The sequence below is a fragment of the Paraburkholderia sp. EG304 genome (assembly GCF_046543485.1).
Lineage (GTDB): Bacteria > Pseudomonadota > Gammaproteobacteria > Burkholderiales > Burkholderiaceae > Paraburkholderia > Paraburkholderia youngii.
Genome location: NZ_JBKGUA010000005.1, coordinates 320,282 through 335,266, shown reverse-complemented (window position 1 = coordinate 335,266; position 14,985 = coordinate 320,282). Strand labels below are relative to the sequence as shown.

The window sequence follows — 14,985 nt, the reverse complement described above, 5'->3', positions numbered from 1 at the left end:
TCAGTTCAAACCTGTTACTGTTTTCGGTTTCGTCAGAAACCGGTCGCTCACTCAACGTACTGACGATGATCAATCCGTCTTTCGACAGATAAACCTTCCTCTAATACTGTGTGAGGCTTTCTGATACTTTTTGCCTTGCAGCAGATCCAGAAGAATCCGCCGCCGCATTCCGCATCAAGCGCCCACACTTATCGGCTGTTAGTTTTTAAAGATCGATCCGCCCAACCCGCCGCGCCTGAACCACCACTACCCGGCACCGCTTCGTTTGCGTCGCTGCGTCTGCAGCAGAGAAACGAGATTATGGAGAGCGGTCGACAACACGTCAATACCCTTCTCACAAATTATTTTAAAAAGTTGAAGAGCTCAAAAATTAAGCAGCGCCACGCACAAGATGGAATTAGTTAGGCGTCCAATTGGATTCACTGGGAGCCGCGTCGAGTGGAGTTGCGAAAAGCCGTTAAGCAGCTTTTCCACAGAAAATGTTCGCAAGGCTGTGGATAACCGCTCCACAACCACGCCAAGTACTTGATCCAAAATCATTCTCGCGCATTGCGCGCGAAGCGTGGCCGCTTGCGCGGCCACGCGTCACGGTCCCATTCAGGCGGACTTCATCGTCACCCGCGCATTCGTTCGCATAAAAGCACTGCGCTCGACCATCGCGCCGAACAACAACCCGATCGTCGTCCACATGACCACCTGCATGCCGATCGCCGCGACGCGGAACTTCCACAGCAGCACGGCCGGGAACGTGGCCGGTACTTCATTGATGACCGGCATCGACAGTTGTACGGCCGCGATGATCACGACGAATACGAGTCCCGCGACGATCGAGCCGTTCCATGCACCCAGCTTCGCCGCCGCGCGGCGCCGCACCTTCAGCGAAAACACCATCGTCGTGAGCGAAATCGCGATCATCAGAAAGAACAGGCCCGTGCGCGTGCCGATCGTGTCCGGATCACCGACCGACGGCGGATTGGCCGGATACTTGATATTCGGCACGACCACGAGGGCAATGAACGCGCCAAGCGCGAGCCACGCGGACAGCGCGCGCACGCTCGAGGTACCCGTGCGTCCATATGAATAAGCAAACACCAGCGAGAACAGACCGCCGAATGCCGCACCATACGTGACCACGCCAGTCAGCAGGCCGAGGCCAGCCTGCGTCTCACGGCTCACGATTTCGGGCTCGGGCGCCTCGCCGCGCGCGGTGGCCGCTTTTTCTTCGAGCGAAATGGCCTGCTCGACCTGTGGTTCGCCGACGATTCGCGCGAACGCGAACGTGAGCAAGCCCGCGACGATGCCCGCGAGCATCCCGCGCACCAACAATTTACCTACCATGTCGAACTCCGTTAGTGGCAGGGAAAGCCAAGCAGATGGCGGCCGTCGTGCACGAACTCATGCACGTACATGCCGGGCACGAGCGATGTCGCGCCCTGTTCCGCACCAACGAAGTAAAGCGCGAGCAACAGCAGCAAGCCGCCGAACACGACCCACGGCAGCAGTTCGCGCAAAGGAATGGGAGTAGGCTGGGCCGCCGGTTGCGCGGCGCGATCGAAAACAGCTTCGGTCATGATGGACATCTCCTGGGGTAACGCGCCCCGATAGTCGATTGCGGAAGAATGATGCGAAGCTCAGGTCTGGCTTTCGGCTCTTGTGGATTGCAAGGCCGATTACAGTGGCGCGACCGCGCCGGGCTCTCACCGGCTTCCGTGCTTCGCAGTGTCGGTATTCTACGCGCTAAACTGCGGCTTCCGCGACGACGAAGGCTACCTCGCAACGCGCAACGCCCGCCGCGAGCCGATGAAGCCATGCAGGCAAGTGCGAATGAGGCGCCAACGCAAAGAATGGATACGCGACTGTTACTGGTGAGCCATGCGGCAACGGCCGCACAGCGCGCGGGCCGCTTCCCCGCCGACGATCCGCTCGACGCGCGCGGCCGCGCCGAAGCCGAAGCGGCGCGCGCCCGTCTCGCGCTTCCCGCCGACGCCGCCGTGTTCACCAGTCCCGCCGCAAGCGCGCGCCAAACGTCCGCCGCGCTCGGTCTGAGCGCCACGCCTGCCGACGCATTGGCGGATATCGACTACGGCAAATGGCGCGGCCAGCGCCTCGCGGATATTGCCGACGAAGCCCCCCGCGAACTCGCGGCCTGGACACGCGAGCCCGACGCTGCGCCGCCCGGCGGTGAATCGTTCGATCGACTCATGCGGCGGGTCGGAGAGTGGCTCGACGCGCAACAGGCAGACGCACACTCATGCAACGCGGTCAACGAAGCAGGCTTCGCGGCCTCTGCGCACGGTCGGACCATCATCGCGATCACTCACGCAACGCTTCTGCGAGCGGCAATCGTGCATGCCCTCGGCGCGTCGCCAACCGTGTTCTGTCACATCGAGATCGCGCCGCTGTCGGTCGTCGAATTACGCCACTCGCGACGCGGCTGGTCATGGTGGCCGGCCGCCACCGCCTGAACGGAACCGCCGCTTACCTGCCCGACACCACGAGCCGCAACCGGTTCGACCCCTCGGGCGTCAGCGTGATTTCGGTGCGTCGATTCTTCGCGCCGAGATAAAAGTGCTGACGTCCCGGCGAATTCTGATCGTGGGTTGCATCGGGCAGGCACGACGCGATGTCGGCCGCGACCGCTTCCAATGCATCCGCGTTCGAGCCCGTCGCCTGATGCGGCGTCCACGTGCACTGGAAACTACGATGCGCGGCCGAACATTGCGCGTCGTCGCCATAGGGTTGCGCGACGCCTTTGCCGTCGTCGGGCGTCAGCGAGGTGAAGCCGTCGGGCGCCGCGGCGACGATCCGTTTGAGCGCGCCGCAAGGTCTGGGGCTATCGTCGGCGGATGCGCCGGCCGGCAGCAGCGCAACGAGCGATGCCGCGGTAAGCGCGATAGCGGAGGGTCGATAGGCTTTCATGTTGTGCGTGAAGCTTCCAGAGTGCTGCTGAAAAAAGCTCGCAGCGAGCCACCTTCAACAGCACGCTTCATGCCCATTCGCGCGAGCCCCCGGCACGCAGGCCGCGCAGGACGGCACACAAATTGCGTGGCGCCATACCGGCCGCAACATCACGCCGCTTCCGATCAAAGCCACTGCCGACGTCATTGCAACCATCATGTCGACCACCACCGCCGCCCCCACCCCCGCCCGCTTATCGTCGGGCATCGCAGGAATCGACGACATCCTCGGCGGTGGTCTCACGCCGAACCGCATGTACCTCGTAGAGGGTGAGCCAGGCACGGGTAAAACCACCCTGGCGTTGCAATTCTTACTCAAGGGCCTCGACGAAGGGCAGACCGGTCTTTACGTCACGCTGTCCGAAACCCGTGCCGAACTGCTCGCGATCGGCGCGAGCCACGGCTGGGATCTGAGCCGCTTCAAGATACTCGAACAGCTGCCCGAAGAAGGGCTCGAACCACAATACGAACAGAGCGTGCTGCACCCGGCCGAAGTCGAACTCGGCGAAAGCGTGCGCAACGTGATCGAACACGTCGACGAACTGAAACCCGCGCGCGTCGTGCTCGACAGCCTGTCCGAACTGCGGCTGCTGGCGGAGAACCCGTTGCGCTACCGCCGGCAAATTCTCGCGCTCAAGCACCATTTCTCGACACGCGCATGCACGGTGCTGCTGCTCGACGACACGTCGGCCAGCGCCTCCGGCATTCAGCTTCACAGCATCGTGCACGGCGTGATCAGCCTTGACAACATTTCCCACGATTACGGCGGCAACCGCCGCCGTCTGCGCATCGCGAAGATGCGCGGCATCAAGTTCCGCGAGGGCTATCACGACTTCACGCTGAACACCGGCGGTCTGCGCGTCTATCCGCGCCTGGTCGCCGCCGAGCATCACCGCGAATTCGGCACGAGCCCGATGAGCACCGGCACGCCCGGCCTCGACGCGCTGCTCGGCGGCGGCCTCGTTCCAGGCACCAATTCGCTGATCATCGGCCCGTCGGGGGTCGGCAAAACCACCACCGTCGTGTCGTGCCTGCTTGCCGCGCTCGAACGCGGCGAGCGCTGCGCGTACTACGTGTTCGACGAAACGCTCAGCACCCTGGTCACGCGCTGCGCGTCGCTCGGCATGGACCTCGCACCGCATGTCGACAGCGGTCTGCTGACTTTGCGCCAGATCGATCCCGCGGAAATCTCGCCGGGCGAGCTGTCGAGCGACGTGCGCAACGCGGTCGAAAACGAAGGTGTGTGCTATGTCGCGGTCGACAGCCTGAACGCCTATCTGCAGGCGATACCCGGCGAGCGCTTCCTGCTGCTGCACATGCATGAGCTACTCGGCTATCTGAATCAGCAGGGCGTGGTCACGATGCTCGTGCTCGGGCAGCACGGCATCATCGGCGAGGTGCAGACCGAGGTCGACATCAGTTATCTGAGCGACGTGGTCGTGCTGTTCCGCTACTTCGAGCATCACGGCGAAGTGCTGACCGCGGTAACCGCCGTCAAGAGCCGCGCGAACGATCATGAACGCACGATCCGCCAGTTCCGCCTCGGCACCGCAGGCGTCGAGATCGGCGAAGCGCTGCGTGATTTCGAGGGCGTGTTGTCGGGCCTGCCCTCGTATCGCGGCGGCACCGCGATGCTCGGCGCGGCGAACAATCTGATCGATACATCGGGACAGTAAGCGATGGAGCAGCGTGTCCTCATCCTCGCACCGTTCGGCCGCGACGCCGAAGTGATCGCCGCTGTGTTGCACAACGACGCACGCGCGTGCGTGACCTGCGACGACGCCGACGCGCTCACCAGCGAGCTCGACGCCGGAGCCGGCACCGCGCTGCTCACCGAGGAAGCGCTCGCGAACGGCCACGGCTCGGGCCTCTTTGCTTGGCTCGAACGGCAGCCCGCATGGTCCGACTTCCCGTTCATCCTGCTCGCCGCGCGCAGCATCGGCCATCGCTCCACGCGCGGGCTCGAAGTGCTCGAACGGCTCGGCAACGTCGTCGTGCTCGAGCGTCCGCTCAATTCGGAAACCTTGCGGCGCGCGGTCGCGTCGTCGTTGCGGGCCCGCGGGCGGCAATATGAATCGCGACGGCTGCTTGCCGAGCGCATCGAGGCACAGGACGCGCTGGAGCAGCTGAACGATTCGCTGGAAAGCCGCATCGCCGCGCGCACGCACGAACTCGCGTCGGCCAACGACCGGCTGATGGCCGAGATCCACGAACGCGCGAAGGTGCAGGCCGTGCTCGTGCAATCGCAGAAGATGGAGGCGCTCGGCCAGCTGACCGGCGGCATCGCGCACGACTTCAACAATCTGCTCAACGTGATCATGGTGAACGCGGAACTGATCGCGCGCGTGAGCGGCGACGAACGCCTGCGCGGCATGGCCGCCACCGTCAAGCGCGCGACCGAGCGCGGCGCGAAACTGACCGGCCAGCTGCTGACCTTCTCCCGCAACAGCAACCCGAATCTGAAAGCGATCGACGTGGTCGCGCTGCTGCAAGGCATGCGCGACATCATCGCGGTGTCGCTCGGATCGAGCATCCGCTACGGCAACGACTTCGAGCGCAATGAAATGTGGACCCGCGCCGACGCGAATCAGCTCGAGCTCGCGGTGCTCAATCTCGCGATCAACGCGCGCGACGCGATGCCGGATGGCGGCCGCCTCGACATTCGCGTGACCCAGCGCGATGCGCCCGACCAGACGCTGAAGCAAGGCCGCTACGTCGTGATCGAAGTCACTGATACCGGAGAAGGCATTCCGCCCGACGTCGTGTCGCGCGTGTTCGATCCGTTCTTCACGACCAAGCCTGTCGGCAAGGGCACGGGGCTCGGCCTGAGCCAGGTGTATGGCATCGCGAGGCAGGCGGGCGGCACTGCGCGCATCTTCAGCGAAGAAGGCAGCGGCACCACGGTGCAGATCTGGCTGCCGATGCGCGAGCGGGTGGTCGCGCACAACGAAGCGGAGTCCGACGCGGAAGCGAACGCGGCCGGCGACAAGCACGTGCTCGTCGTCGAGGACGACAACGAGGTGCGCGCGATGCTCGTTGAATCATTGCGCATGCTCGGCTATACGGTGACCGAGGCCGCCGACGGCCAGGCCGGCCTTGACCGCCTCGTCGACGATCATCCCGATCTGCTGATGGTCGACTTCGCGATGCCGGGCATGAACGGCATCGACGTGATCGCCGCGGCGCGCAAGCTTCGTGCCGATCTGCCGGTGATCCTCGCGACCGGTTATGCGGACGTCAACATCTCCGATCTCGCAGTCAAGCATTGCACGATCCTGCGCAAGCCGTTCCAGCTCGACGACCTGGCGCGCACGGTGCGGATCGGGCTGGTTGCGTGATTCGCGCCGCAGACTCCTCCGGTTCGGCCACGATTTCCAAAATCAATAGTTTGCTAACGAATATTTTGGAAATACAATACCGGCCATGTCGAATCTCGATGCCTTGCGCCGCACCGTCAGCAGCACGCTGGTCGTCGCCGCCAGAAAGTGGCGGCGCACGAGTCACGGTGTGCTCGCGGCCTTCAACGTCTCCGAAGCGTGCGCGACACCGCTTCTGACCGCAAGCCGGCTCGGCTCGGCGGTGCGTCAGGTCACGCTCGCCGATCACATCGGCATCGAGGGGCCATCGCTCGTGCGGCTGCTCGACCAGCTGTGCGCGGCCGGCCTGATGCGCCGTGACGAAGACCCCGAAGACCGCCGCGCGAAGACCGTCGTCCTGACCGACGAAGGCCGCGCCGTCACCGCGAAGATGGAAGAGGAGCTGGTCACGCTGCGCGCGCAGGCGCTCAAAGGCGTATCGCGCGACGATCTCGAAGCCGCGCTGCGCGTGCTCGACGCATTCACGACCGATGCCGCCGCACGCGCCGAACCGGGCGGCGGCGAGCCCGAGCCGGCCAAAGGCGAGCCGCTTGCCGGCAAGGTCAAACGGACGAGCGGCAAAAGCGCGGCCAAAACGGCCGGCAAATCCCGCGGCACCGTGAAGGCGCGCAAGTCCACCAGGCGCGGGGCGCGAGCCAGCGCGCCGCACAACGCCGATTCCGCGTAACGGCTCATGGTCTATCCCACTCTCCGCGACTGGCTGTTCTCAATCAAGACGTTCGCCGCGGCCATGCTCGCGCTCTACATCGGCCTCGCGTTCGAACTGCCGCGTCCGTACTGGGCGATGGCCACCGTCTATATCGTGTCGAACCCGTTCGTCGGCGCGACCCGCTCGAAGGCGATCTATCGTGCGCTGGGCACTGCGCTCGGCGCGTCTGGCGCGGTCCTGCTGGTGCCGCCGTTCGTCGAATCGCCGTACCTGTTCAGCGTGATCGTCGCAGCGTGGACCTGCACGATGCTGTACCTCGCGGTAGCGGACCGCACCGCGCGCAGCTACGTGTTCATGCTGGCCGCCTATACGATGCCGATCATCGCGCTGCCATCGGTGACGAATCCGACCGGCGTGTTCGATCTCGCCGTGAGCCGGACCGAGGAGATCATTCTCGGCATCGTCTGCGCGAGCATCGTCGGCAGCGCGGTGTTTCCGAGCCGACTGGCGCCGACGATCATCGAGCGCACCGACGCATGGTTTCGCGACGCCGCGTTCTACGCGACCGAAACGCTATCGGGCCGCATCGCAAGCTCGGCGATTTCCGGCGCGCGGCAACGGCTCGCGAGCACGATCAACGGTCTCGAACTGCTGCTGAGCCAGCTCGCCTACGACCACACGCGGCCCGACGTGCTCGCGCGCGCGCATGAACTGCGCGGCCGCATGCAGTTGCTGCTGCCTATCATGTCGTCGCTCGCCGATCCGCTGCTCGCGCTCTACAACAACGGCCCGCAACATTGGCCCGAAGGGCTGCAGACGCTGATCGACGACGTCATCAAGTGGTTCAACCAACCGCTGCCCGAGCCGAGCGAGGGCTATCACGCGGACGAAACCGCCAACGCGCTGCGCGCGCGCATCGCCGCAATGCGCCCGCCCGCCGCCGCGCTCGCGCATTGGGACGGCGCGCTGCTGTCGAATGCGCTGTGGCGGCTGGGGCAAGTGATCGACGTGTGGCAGGACTGCCGCTCGCTGCGCATCATCATCACCCGCGAGGAAGGTTCGTGGCGGCCGCATTTCCGTCACTGGCGGCTCGGCGGCACCGAGCGCTTCTACGATCGCGGCATGATGCTGTTCGCGACCCTGTCGGCGGGCGCGGCCGTGGTGCTCGCGTGCGCGCTGTGGATCGGCTCGGGCTGGAACGACGGCGCGAGCGCGGTCACGCTGGCGGCGGTCGCCTGCTGCTTCTTCGCCGCGCTCGACGAACCCGCGCCGTTCATGTTCCGCTTCTTCGTCGCGACTGGCGTCGCCGTCGTGGCCGCGGGCCTCTATCTGTTCGTCGTGCTGCCGCAGGTACACGACTTCGCGATGCTGGTGATCCTGTTCGCCGCGCCGTTCATTCTGGTCGGCACGCTGATTCCGCGCCCGCAGTTCAACATGGTGACGGTGCTGGTCGCGGTGAACACGGCCACCTTCATCAGCATTCAGGACGCTTACGACGCGAACTTCCTGACGTTCCTGAACGCCAACCTCGCGGGCCTCTCCGGCCTGCTCTATGCATACCTGTGGACCCGCGTGACGCGCCCGTTCGGCGCCGAGCTCGCCGCGGCGCGCCTGTTGCGCTCGAGCTGGGCCGACGTCGCGCTGACCGCATCGACGCGGCCGATCGAAGATCCGCGCAACCTCGCGGCGCGCATGCTCGACCGGCTGATGCAATTGATCCCGCGCCTTGCTGCCACCGACGACCAACGCCATCCGTCGATCGAGAGCTTCCGCGATCTGCGCATCGCATTCAACGCGCTCGATTTGCGCCGCCTCACCCGCAAGCTCGGCGGCGAAGCGGCCGGCGCGATCGAGCATGTGCTGGATGGAGTGCGTGCATACTACGAAAGCTGCGTCGCGCGACGCCACCGCGAGCCGGTACCGGACAGCCTGATGTCGTTGATCGACGTGGCCGTCGCGCGTGTCACCGCGCAGGGGCTGGCCAACGCCGCGGCGCCGACCGAGACCTCGCCAACCTCCGCGCGCCAGTTGCGCGATGCGCTGCACGCGCTGGTCGGCTTGCGTCTTTCGCTGTTTCCGGCGACCCTCACGAAACCAACGCCGACCGAACCGGAGGCCGCCGCGTGATGTACCCATTCTTGCGCCACCGTTCGTACCCGCTGGCGCGCCCCGTCCCCCCTTTTCCCAGTTCCCGCGATGATCGGTGAAATCGATATCTTCGGCGTGTTCGTACCGTCCGTGCTGGTTCTGATGTTGATCGCGTATCTGATCAACCTCGGCATCCGCACCGTGCTCGATTACGCCAGCTTTTACCGCTTCGTCTGGCATCGCTCCGTCTTCGATCTCGGCATTTATGTGCTGGTGCTGGGCCTTGTCGTCGTCGTTTCGCACAGACTAATAACGTGAAAAAAACCTGGTTCTCCGTCGGTCAGATCCTGCTGACCCTGATCGTCGTGGTGGTCGCGGCATTCGTGCTGTGGAAACTCGTCAACTACTACCTGTTCGCGCCGTGGACCCGCGACGGCCACGTACGCGCCGACGTGATCCAGGTCGCCCCCGACGTGTCGGGACTGATTTCGTCGGTCGAGGTCATGGACAACCAGCAGGTCAAGCAGGGCCAGGTGCTGTTCAGGATCGACCAGGCGCGCTACACGCTCGCCTTGCGTCAGGCCGAGGCAACCGCGCAGCAGCGTCGCGCGACGCTCGATCAGGCGCGCCGCGAATACGCGCGCAACCGCCAGCTCGGCAATCTCGTCGCCGCCGAAGTGCTCGAAGAAAGCCGCTCGCGCGTCGACGCTGGCGAAGCCGCGCTTGCCGATGCGAACGTCGCGATCGACACCGCGAAGCTGAACCTCGAACGTTCGACGATCAAAAGCCCGGTCGACGGCTATCTGAACGACCGCGCGCCGCGCGCCGGCGAATTCGTCGCGGCGGGCCGCGCGGTGGTCGCGGTGGTCGACATGCATTCGTTCCGCGTCGACGGCTACTTCGAGGAGACCAAGCTGCGCGGCATCGACATCGGCCAGCCGGTCGACATCATCGTGATGGGCGAGCCGAAGCCGCTGCGCGGGCACGTGCAGAGCATCGTCGCCGGTATCGAAGACCGCGACCGCACGCAAAGCGCCAATCTGCTGCCGAACGTGAACCCGGCGTTCAGCTGGGTGCGGCTCGCGCAGCGCATTCCGGTGCGCGTCGCGCTCGATGAAGTGCCCGCTGATTTTCGCCTGATCGCGGGGCGTACCGCGACGGTGTCGGTGCGTGATCTGTCGCCGGTCAGAACCCGAGCCGTGTCGGGCACGGGCGGCGCATCTGGCACGCTCGCCGCTTCGGCCGCGCCGGTGGCGCCGGGTTCGTCGGTGGGCTCCGGGTCGGCCGGGGCAACGGCCACCGCACCGTCGGGCGCGTCGCAATGAAGTTCGTGCGTACCTTGTCCTCGCTGGCGCCGCGCTTGCCGCTGCTGCCATTGCTGCCGTTATTGCCGCTCACCGTCGCGCTGAACGCCTGCATCAACGTCGGGCCGAACTACACGCTGCCGAAACAGGCGCTCGTCAATGCGCCGCTCGCAACTGGAGCGATCGAGGGCGCCGATCCCGCGCTGACGTCGAACCTCAACACGCCGACCGTCTGGTGGAAGCTGTACGACGATCCGGTGCTGAACGGTCTGGTCGAACAGGCGTTGAAATCGAATACCGACCTGCGCGTCGCGGCCGCGAATCTCGCGCGCTCGCGCGAGGCGCTGGGCGTGGCGCAGGCGCAGGGTGGCTTTTCCGGCAACGCGTCGGTGGCGATCCAGCGCGCGCAGGAATCGGCCGAGCAATTCCTGCTGTTCGAGAAACTGCCGGTCGCCAATCTGGGTGACATGGGCATCAACGTCTCGTACGAAATCGATCTGTTCGGCAAGCTGCGCCGCGGTGTCGAAGCGGCGGCGGCGGACACCGAGGCCGTGGAAGCCGCGGCCGACCTCGCTCGCATCACCGTCGTCGCGGACGTGGTGCGCTCGTACGTCGAACAATGCTCGGCGACGGAGGAACTGCACATCGCGCAGCAATCGCTCGCGTTGCAGAAGCAGCGCGTGGATCTGTCGCGCCGTCTGCGCGACGCGGGCCGCGGCAACCAGACCGCGGTCACGAGCGGCCAGACCCAGGTCGAGACCCTGACGGCCGACATTCCACGCTACACCGCGCGCCGCAAGATCGCGCAATACCGGCTCGCAATGCTGCTGGCGCAGTCACCGTCGCAATTGCCGCCGGCCGTGCTCGCGTGCGACCGGCTGCCGCAAATCCACCAGCCGATTCCAATCGGCGACGGCGCCGGGCTGCTGCGGCGGCGCCCGGATGTACACGAAGCCGAGCGTCAGCTCGCGGCGTCGACGGCGCGCATCGGTGTCGCGACCGGCGCGCTCTATCCGAGCATCAGCATCGGCGCGTCGGCGGGCTTCACCGGCATTCTGGAAGACATTCCCACCCAGCCGACGGCGCGTTGGGGCTTCGGTCCGCTGATCAGCTGGAACTTCCCGGCCAATGGCGCGCGGCAGCGGGTCCGCGAAGCGGAAGCGTCGAGCCAGGTCGCGCTCGCCAAGTTCGACGGCGTGGTGCTGGGCGCGCTGCGCGAAACCGAGACTAACCTCGCAACCTATTCGTCCGATTACGCACGCGCCGAAGCGCTGCGCGCGGCGCTGAAGTCGGCTGCGCAATCGGCGGATGAAACGCATCGGCTGTATCGCGCCGGCCGCGAGTCGTTCCTCGCCGATCTCGACGCGACGCGCACACTGACGGCCGCAAAGTCGCAGCTCGCGGCGGCGGAAGGCCAGGTGGCGGTCGATCAGGTCAATCTGTTCCTGTCGCTGGGCGGCGGATGGGAGGTCGGCGGGCAAAGCACGCCGGGAGAAACGCGCCCGCAGTTGAAGGCAACACCCGTAGCGGGCAAGCCGAGCGCGAAGCCGGGAGCGTCGAGCGCCGCGACTGTGAAAGCGCCTTGATCGGCCGTCTTACGATTTATTTTTGACAAGCTTTCTTTTTGCTTTCTCTTTCGGTTAAATACGTGACACCACTTCAACTACGGGGTCTCGTATGTCGCCATTCATGCAGGGTGTAGTCACGTTGGGCGGATGCATCGGTGTCTTCACCGCGGTGGTTACGGTGGTCGAAATGTTCGCGCGTTGAGTTGGGCGGGCGGCGGTCCGGAAGAGCGCTCAGCTCTTGCGCGCCTTCGCCGCCGCCTGATGTATCGCCGCCCGCACCCGCGGATACGTGCCGCAACGGCATACCACCGGCGTCATCGCCTCGTCGATGTCGGCATCGGTCGGATCGGGTTTGTGCTTCAGCAACGCGCAAGCCGCCATCAATTGCGCGCTTTGGCAATAACCGCACTGCACCACATCGAGTTCGAGCCACGCGGCCTTCAGCGCCTGCGCCTCGGGCCCCTGCAAACCCTCGATCGTCGTGATCTTCTGCGTATGCAGGCTCGACATCGGCGTCTGGCAAGCGAGGCACGCGGCATCATCGAGATTGACCGTGCACGCGCCGCAGATGCCGACGCCGCAGCCGAACTTGGTGCCGGTCATGCCGAGATCGCAACGCAGTACCCATAGCAGCGGCATGTCCGGGTCGGCATTGACCAGCACCCTGCGTCCGTTGATGTTCAGTACCGCCATGCCTGCCTCCTGAGTCGCCACGCTGCATCGCAAGCTGTTGCCTGTCCGCCGTCCGTCATGCAAGCCGCAACGGCAGCGTCCGCAAACGCTGCCCCGTCAGCGCGAACACCGCATTGCCCACCGCCGGCGCGATCGGCGGCACGCCCGGTTCGCCGGCACCTTGCGGATGCAGCTGACTCGGCATGATGTCGACTTCGATCGCCGGGCACACATTCATTCGCACGACCGGAAACTCCACGAAGTTCTTCTGCTGCACCTGGCCGTTGACGATCGTGATCTCGTTCTGCAACGCGCTCGACAGCCCAAACACGATGCCGCCTTCCATCTGCTGACGGATCAGGTTCGGGTTCACCGGTAAACCGCAATCGATCACGCACACCACGCGATGCACGCGAATCTGCCGGTTCGCCCCGACCGACACCTCCGCGACCTGCGCGACGACGCTGCCGAATGCCTCGTGCAACGCGACGCCACGCGCGCGGCGCGCGCCATCGGCGGCGGGTTTGAGCGGACGTCCCCAGTCGGACAACTTCTCGACACGCTTCAGAACCGCCAGATGACGCGGATGCTCGGCGAGCAGCATCGCGCGAAACGCGATCGGGTCCTGGCCCGCCGCGACGGCGGCTTCGTCGGTGAAGCTCTCGGTGAAGAAGGCCTGATGCGAGTGGCCGACCGAGCGCCAGAAGCCGATCGGCACCGGCAATTCGACGATCTTGTGCGACACGCGCGCGGCCGGCCACTCGTACGGTTGATCGAACGCGCCTTCGCAGGTGGTCTTGTCGATCGGCATGTGCGGCACGCCGTAGTAGCGCGCGAGCGCATCCGGCACGATCGCCTGGCCCGCCGACTTCGCTTGCCACGCGACCAGCTTGCCGTGCTCGTCGAAGCCGGCCTGCAGCCGTGCCGCACACGCGGGCCGGTAGAAGTCGTGCGTGAAATCCTGCTGGCGCGACCAGATGGTTTGCACCGGACGGCCATCGGCCTCGCGCGCGATCGCGGCGGCCTGCGCGACGAAATCGAGTTCGAGGCGCCGGCCGAACGCGCCGCCCAACAACTGCGTCTGCACATCGACGAGATCGACGTCGAGGTCGAGCACTTTCGCCGCATGGTGCCGCGCGAGCCGCGGCATTTGTGTCGACACCCAGACGGTCGCCGCGCCGTCGGCGACCTGCACGGTGCAGTTCAGCGGCTCGACCGCGCCATGCGCGAGGTAGGGCGCGTGATAGACCGCTTCGATCTTGCGCGCCGCGCGACTCATCGCGTTGTCGACGTTGCCGATGGCGTAATACACGTGGCCGTCCGTATGGTCGAGCGCGTCGACGAGGTGGCGATCCACCTCCTTGCTCGACAGCTTCGCGGCCTCGCCGTGATGCCAGGTCACGTTGATCGCCTCGACCGCGTTCATCGCGTGAAACGCGTTGTCCGCGATCACGGCGACGCCGCCGGTGCCGCCCGCATACGGCCGCACGGCGAGCGCCTTGATGAAGCCCGGCATCTTTTGCGCGGGCGTCGCATCGAAATGCGCGACCGTACCGCCGAGCGTCGGGCACATCACGACGCTCGCATAAACCAACCCGTTCGGCAGCACGTCGATGCCGAAGCGCGCCGCGCCGTCGATTTTCGACGCGGCTTCGATGCGCCGCACGGGCTGGCCGATCAGCTTGAAGTCGGCGGGCTGCTTCAGGACGACGCTGCGCGGCAGCGGCTGGCCCGCGGCCACCGACGACAATTCGCCGAACGTCGCCTTATGCCCCCACGGATGAAGCACGTAGCCCTTTTCCGCGCGACATTCGTGGACCGGCACGTTCCAGCGGTCGGCCGCCGCCCCGATCAGCATCGCGCGCGCCGACGCGCCGGCCTCGCGCATCGGCGTCCAGAGATCGTTCATGCTCGACGAGCCGCCCGTCATCATCGTGCCCACCTCACGCACCGCCTTGCTCGTAATCCACACGGTGCCGCGCCGGATATAGCTGTCGTCGTCCGGGCGAAACGGCAGATCGTCGACGATGCTCTGCACCGCGTTGTAGATCCGGTCGATCGGCGCCTCTTCGACGTGCACCTGCGACCAGTCGGCGTCGAGCTCCTCGGCGAGCAGCATCGCAAGCCCCGTATGGATGCCCTGCCCCATCTCTGCCTTCGGCACGATGATCGTCACGCGGTTGTCGGTGTCGATCTTGACCCAGCCGTTCAGCGCGACCTGGGTGCCTTGCGTCGGCAGCGGCGTCGACGTCATCAGGCGCTGGCGCGGCGGCAGCACGCCCCAGCCGACCAGCAGCCCGCCCAACGCACTGGCGCCGCCAAGCAGAAAGGTTCTGCGCGTCAACATGGCATGGCTGGCTCGATGGTAGG

The 14,985-nt window shown here is 65.7% G+C and carries 13 protein-coding genes and 1 riboswitch; of the genes, 8 read left to right on the top strand and 5 right to left on the bottom strand.

From position 1 onward, the window contains the following. Window positions 1-597: 597 nt before the first annotated feature. A complete protein-coding gene (locus ACLFKU_RS09220) occupies window positions 598-1,338 on the bottom strand; it encodes a CbtA family protein (RefSeq protein ID WP_368584073.1) in 741 nt (246 codons plus the stop codon). An 11-nt stretch (window positions 1,339-1,349) separates the two neighbouring features. Next, window positions 1,350-1,571: a CbtB domain-containing protein gene (locus ACLFKU_RS09215; RefSeq protein ID WP_013093044.1), complete on the bottom strand. Its 222-nt coding sequence runs from the start codon at window positions 1,569-1,571 to the stop codon at window positions 1,350-1,352. A gap of 40 nt (window positions 1,572-1,611) precedes the next feature. After that, window positions 1,612-1,767, bottom strand: a riboswitch (cobalamin riboswitch). A 77-nt stretch (window positions 1,768-1,844) separates the two neighbouring features. On the opposite strand from ACLFKU_RS09215, the gene ACLFKU_RS09210 reads away from it, so the two are divergent. Then, entirely contained in the window at window positions 1,845-2,465 is a 621-nt protein-coding gene (locus tag ACLFKU_RS09210; RefSeq protein WP_410848844.1) for a histidine phosphatase family protein, read from the top strand. A 13-nt stretch (window positions 2,466-2,478) separates the two neighbouring features. Here the strand turns inward: ACLFKU_RS09210 and ACLFKU_RS09205 are convergent, their stop codons facing one another. Beyond that, on the bottom strand, window positions 2,479-2,919 hold the full coding sequence (locus tag ACLFKU_RS09205) for a hypothetical protein (RefSeq protein WP_368584076.1): 441 nt from the start codon (window positions 2,917-2,919) through the stop codon (window positions 2,479-2,481). 196 nt (window positions 2,920-3,115) lie between these two features. Between ACLFKU_RS09205 and ACLFKU_RS09200 the strand changes: the two genes are divergently transcribed. From ACLFKU_RS09200 to ACLFKU_RS09170, 7 genes are all read left to right on the top strand, one after another. Next, window positions 3,116-4,633, top strand: coding sequence for an ATPase domain-containing protein (locus ACLFKU_RS09200; RefSeq protein WP_410848843.1), 1,518 nt, complete (start codon window positions 3,116-3,118; stop codon window positions 4,631-4,633). Window positions 4,634-4,636: 3 nt separating this feature from the next. Next, entirely contained in the window at window positions 4,637-6,295 is a 1,659-nt protein-coding gene (locus ACLFKU_RS09195) for an ATP-binding protein (RefSeq protein WP_410848842.1), read from the top strand. A gap of 85 nt (window positions 6,296-6,380) precedes the next feature. Further along, window positions 6,381-7,001: a MarR family winged helix-turn-helix transcriptional regulator gene (locus ACLFKU_RS09190; protein ID WP_410848841.1), complete on the top strand. Its 621-nt coding sequence runs from the start codon at window positions 6,381-6,383 to the stop codon at window positions 6,999-7,001. A gap of 6 nt (window positions 7,002-7,007) precedes the next feature. Further along, the gene (locus ACLFKU_RS09185; RefSeq protein WP_368584080.1) at window positions 7,008-9,110 is read left to right on the top strand and encodes an FUSC family protein; all 2,103 of its coding nucleotides are present in this window, start codon (window positions 7,008-7,010) and stop codon (window positions 9,108-9,110) included. 69 nt (window positions 9,111-9,179) lie between these two features. Next, window positions 9,180-9,389 (top strand): DUF1656 domain-containing protein, encoded by a 210-nt coding sequence (locus ACLFKU_RS09180; RefSeq protein WP_410848840.1) that lies wholly within the window; start codon window positions 9,180-9,182, stop codon window positions 9,387-9,389. Next, a complete protein-coding gene (locus ACLFKU_RS09175; RefSeq protein ID WP_368584081.1) occupies window positions 9,386-10,396 on the top strand; it encodes an efflux RND transporter periplasmic adaptor subunit in 1,011 nt (336 codons plus the stop codon). The genes ACLFKU_RS09180 and ACLFKU_RS09175 overlap by 4 nt, the downstream gene beginning before the upstream one ends. Further along, complete coding sequence (locus ACLFKU_RS09170; RefSeq protein ID WP_410848839.1) at window positions 10,393-11,961, top strand: efflux transporter outer membrane subunit; 1,569 nt, start codon at window positions 10,393-10,395, stop codon at window positions 11,959-11,961. The genes ACLFKU_RS09175 and ACLFKU_RS09170 overlap by 4 nt, the downstream gene beginning before the upstream one ends. A gap of 213 nt (window positions 11,962-12,174) precedes the next feature. On the opposite strand, the gene ACLFKU_RS09165 is transcribed toward ACLFKU_RS09170, so the two are convergent. Both ACLFKU_RS09165 and ACLFKU_RS09160 read right to left on the bottom strand, forming a co-directional pair. Beyond that, window positions 12,175-12,636, bottom strand: coding sequence for a (2Fe-2S)-binding protein (locus tag ACLFKU_RS09165; protein ID WP_410848838.1), 462 nt, complete (start codon window positions 12,634-12,636; stop codon window positions 12,175-12,177). Window positions 12,637-12,691: 55 nt separating this feature from the next. Then, window positions 12,692-14,962, bottom strand: a complete 2,271-nt coding sequence (locus ACLFKU_RS09160) for a molybdopterin cofactor-binding domain-containing protein (protein WP_410848837.1) — start codon at window positions 14,960-14,962, stop codon at window positions 12,692-12,694. Between the last annotated feature and the right edge of the window lie 23 nt (window positions 14,963-14,985).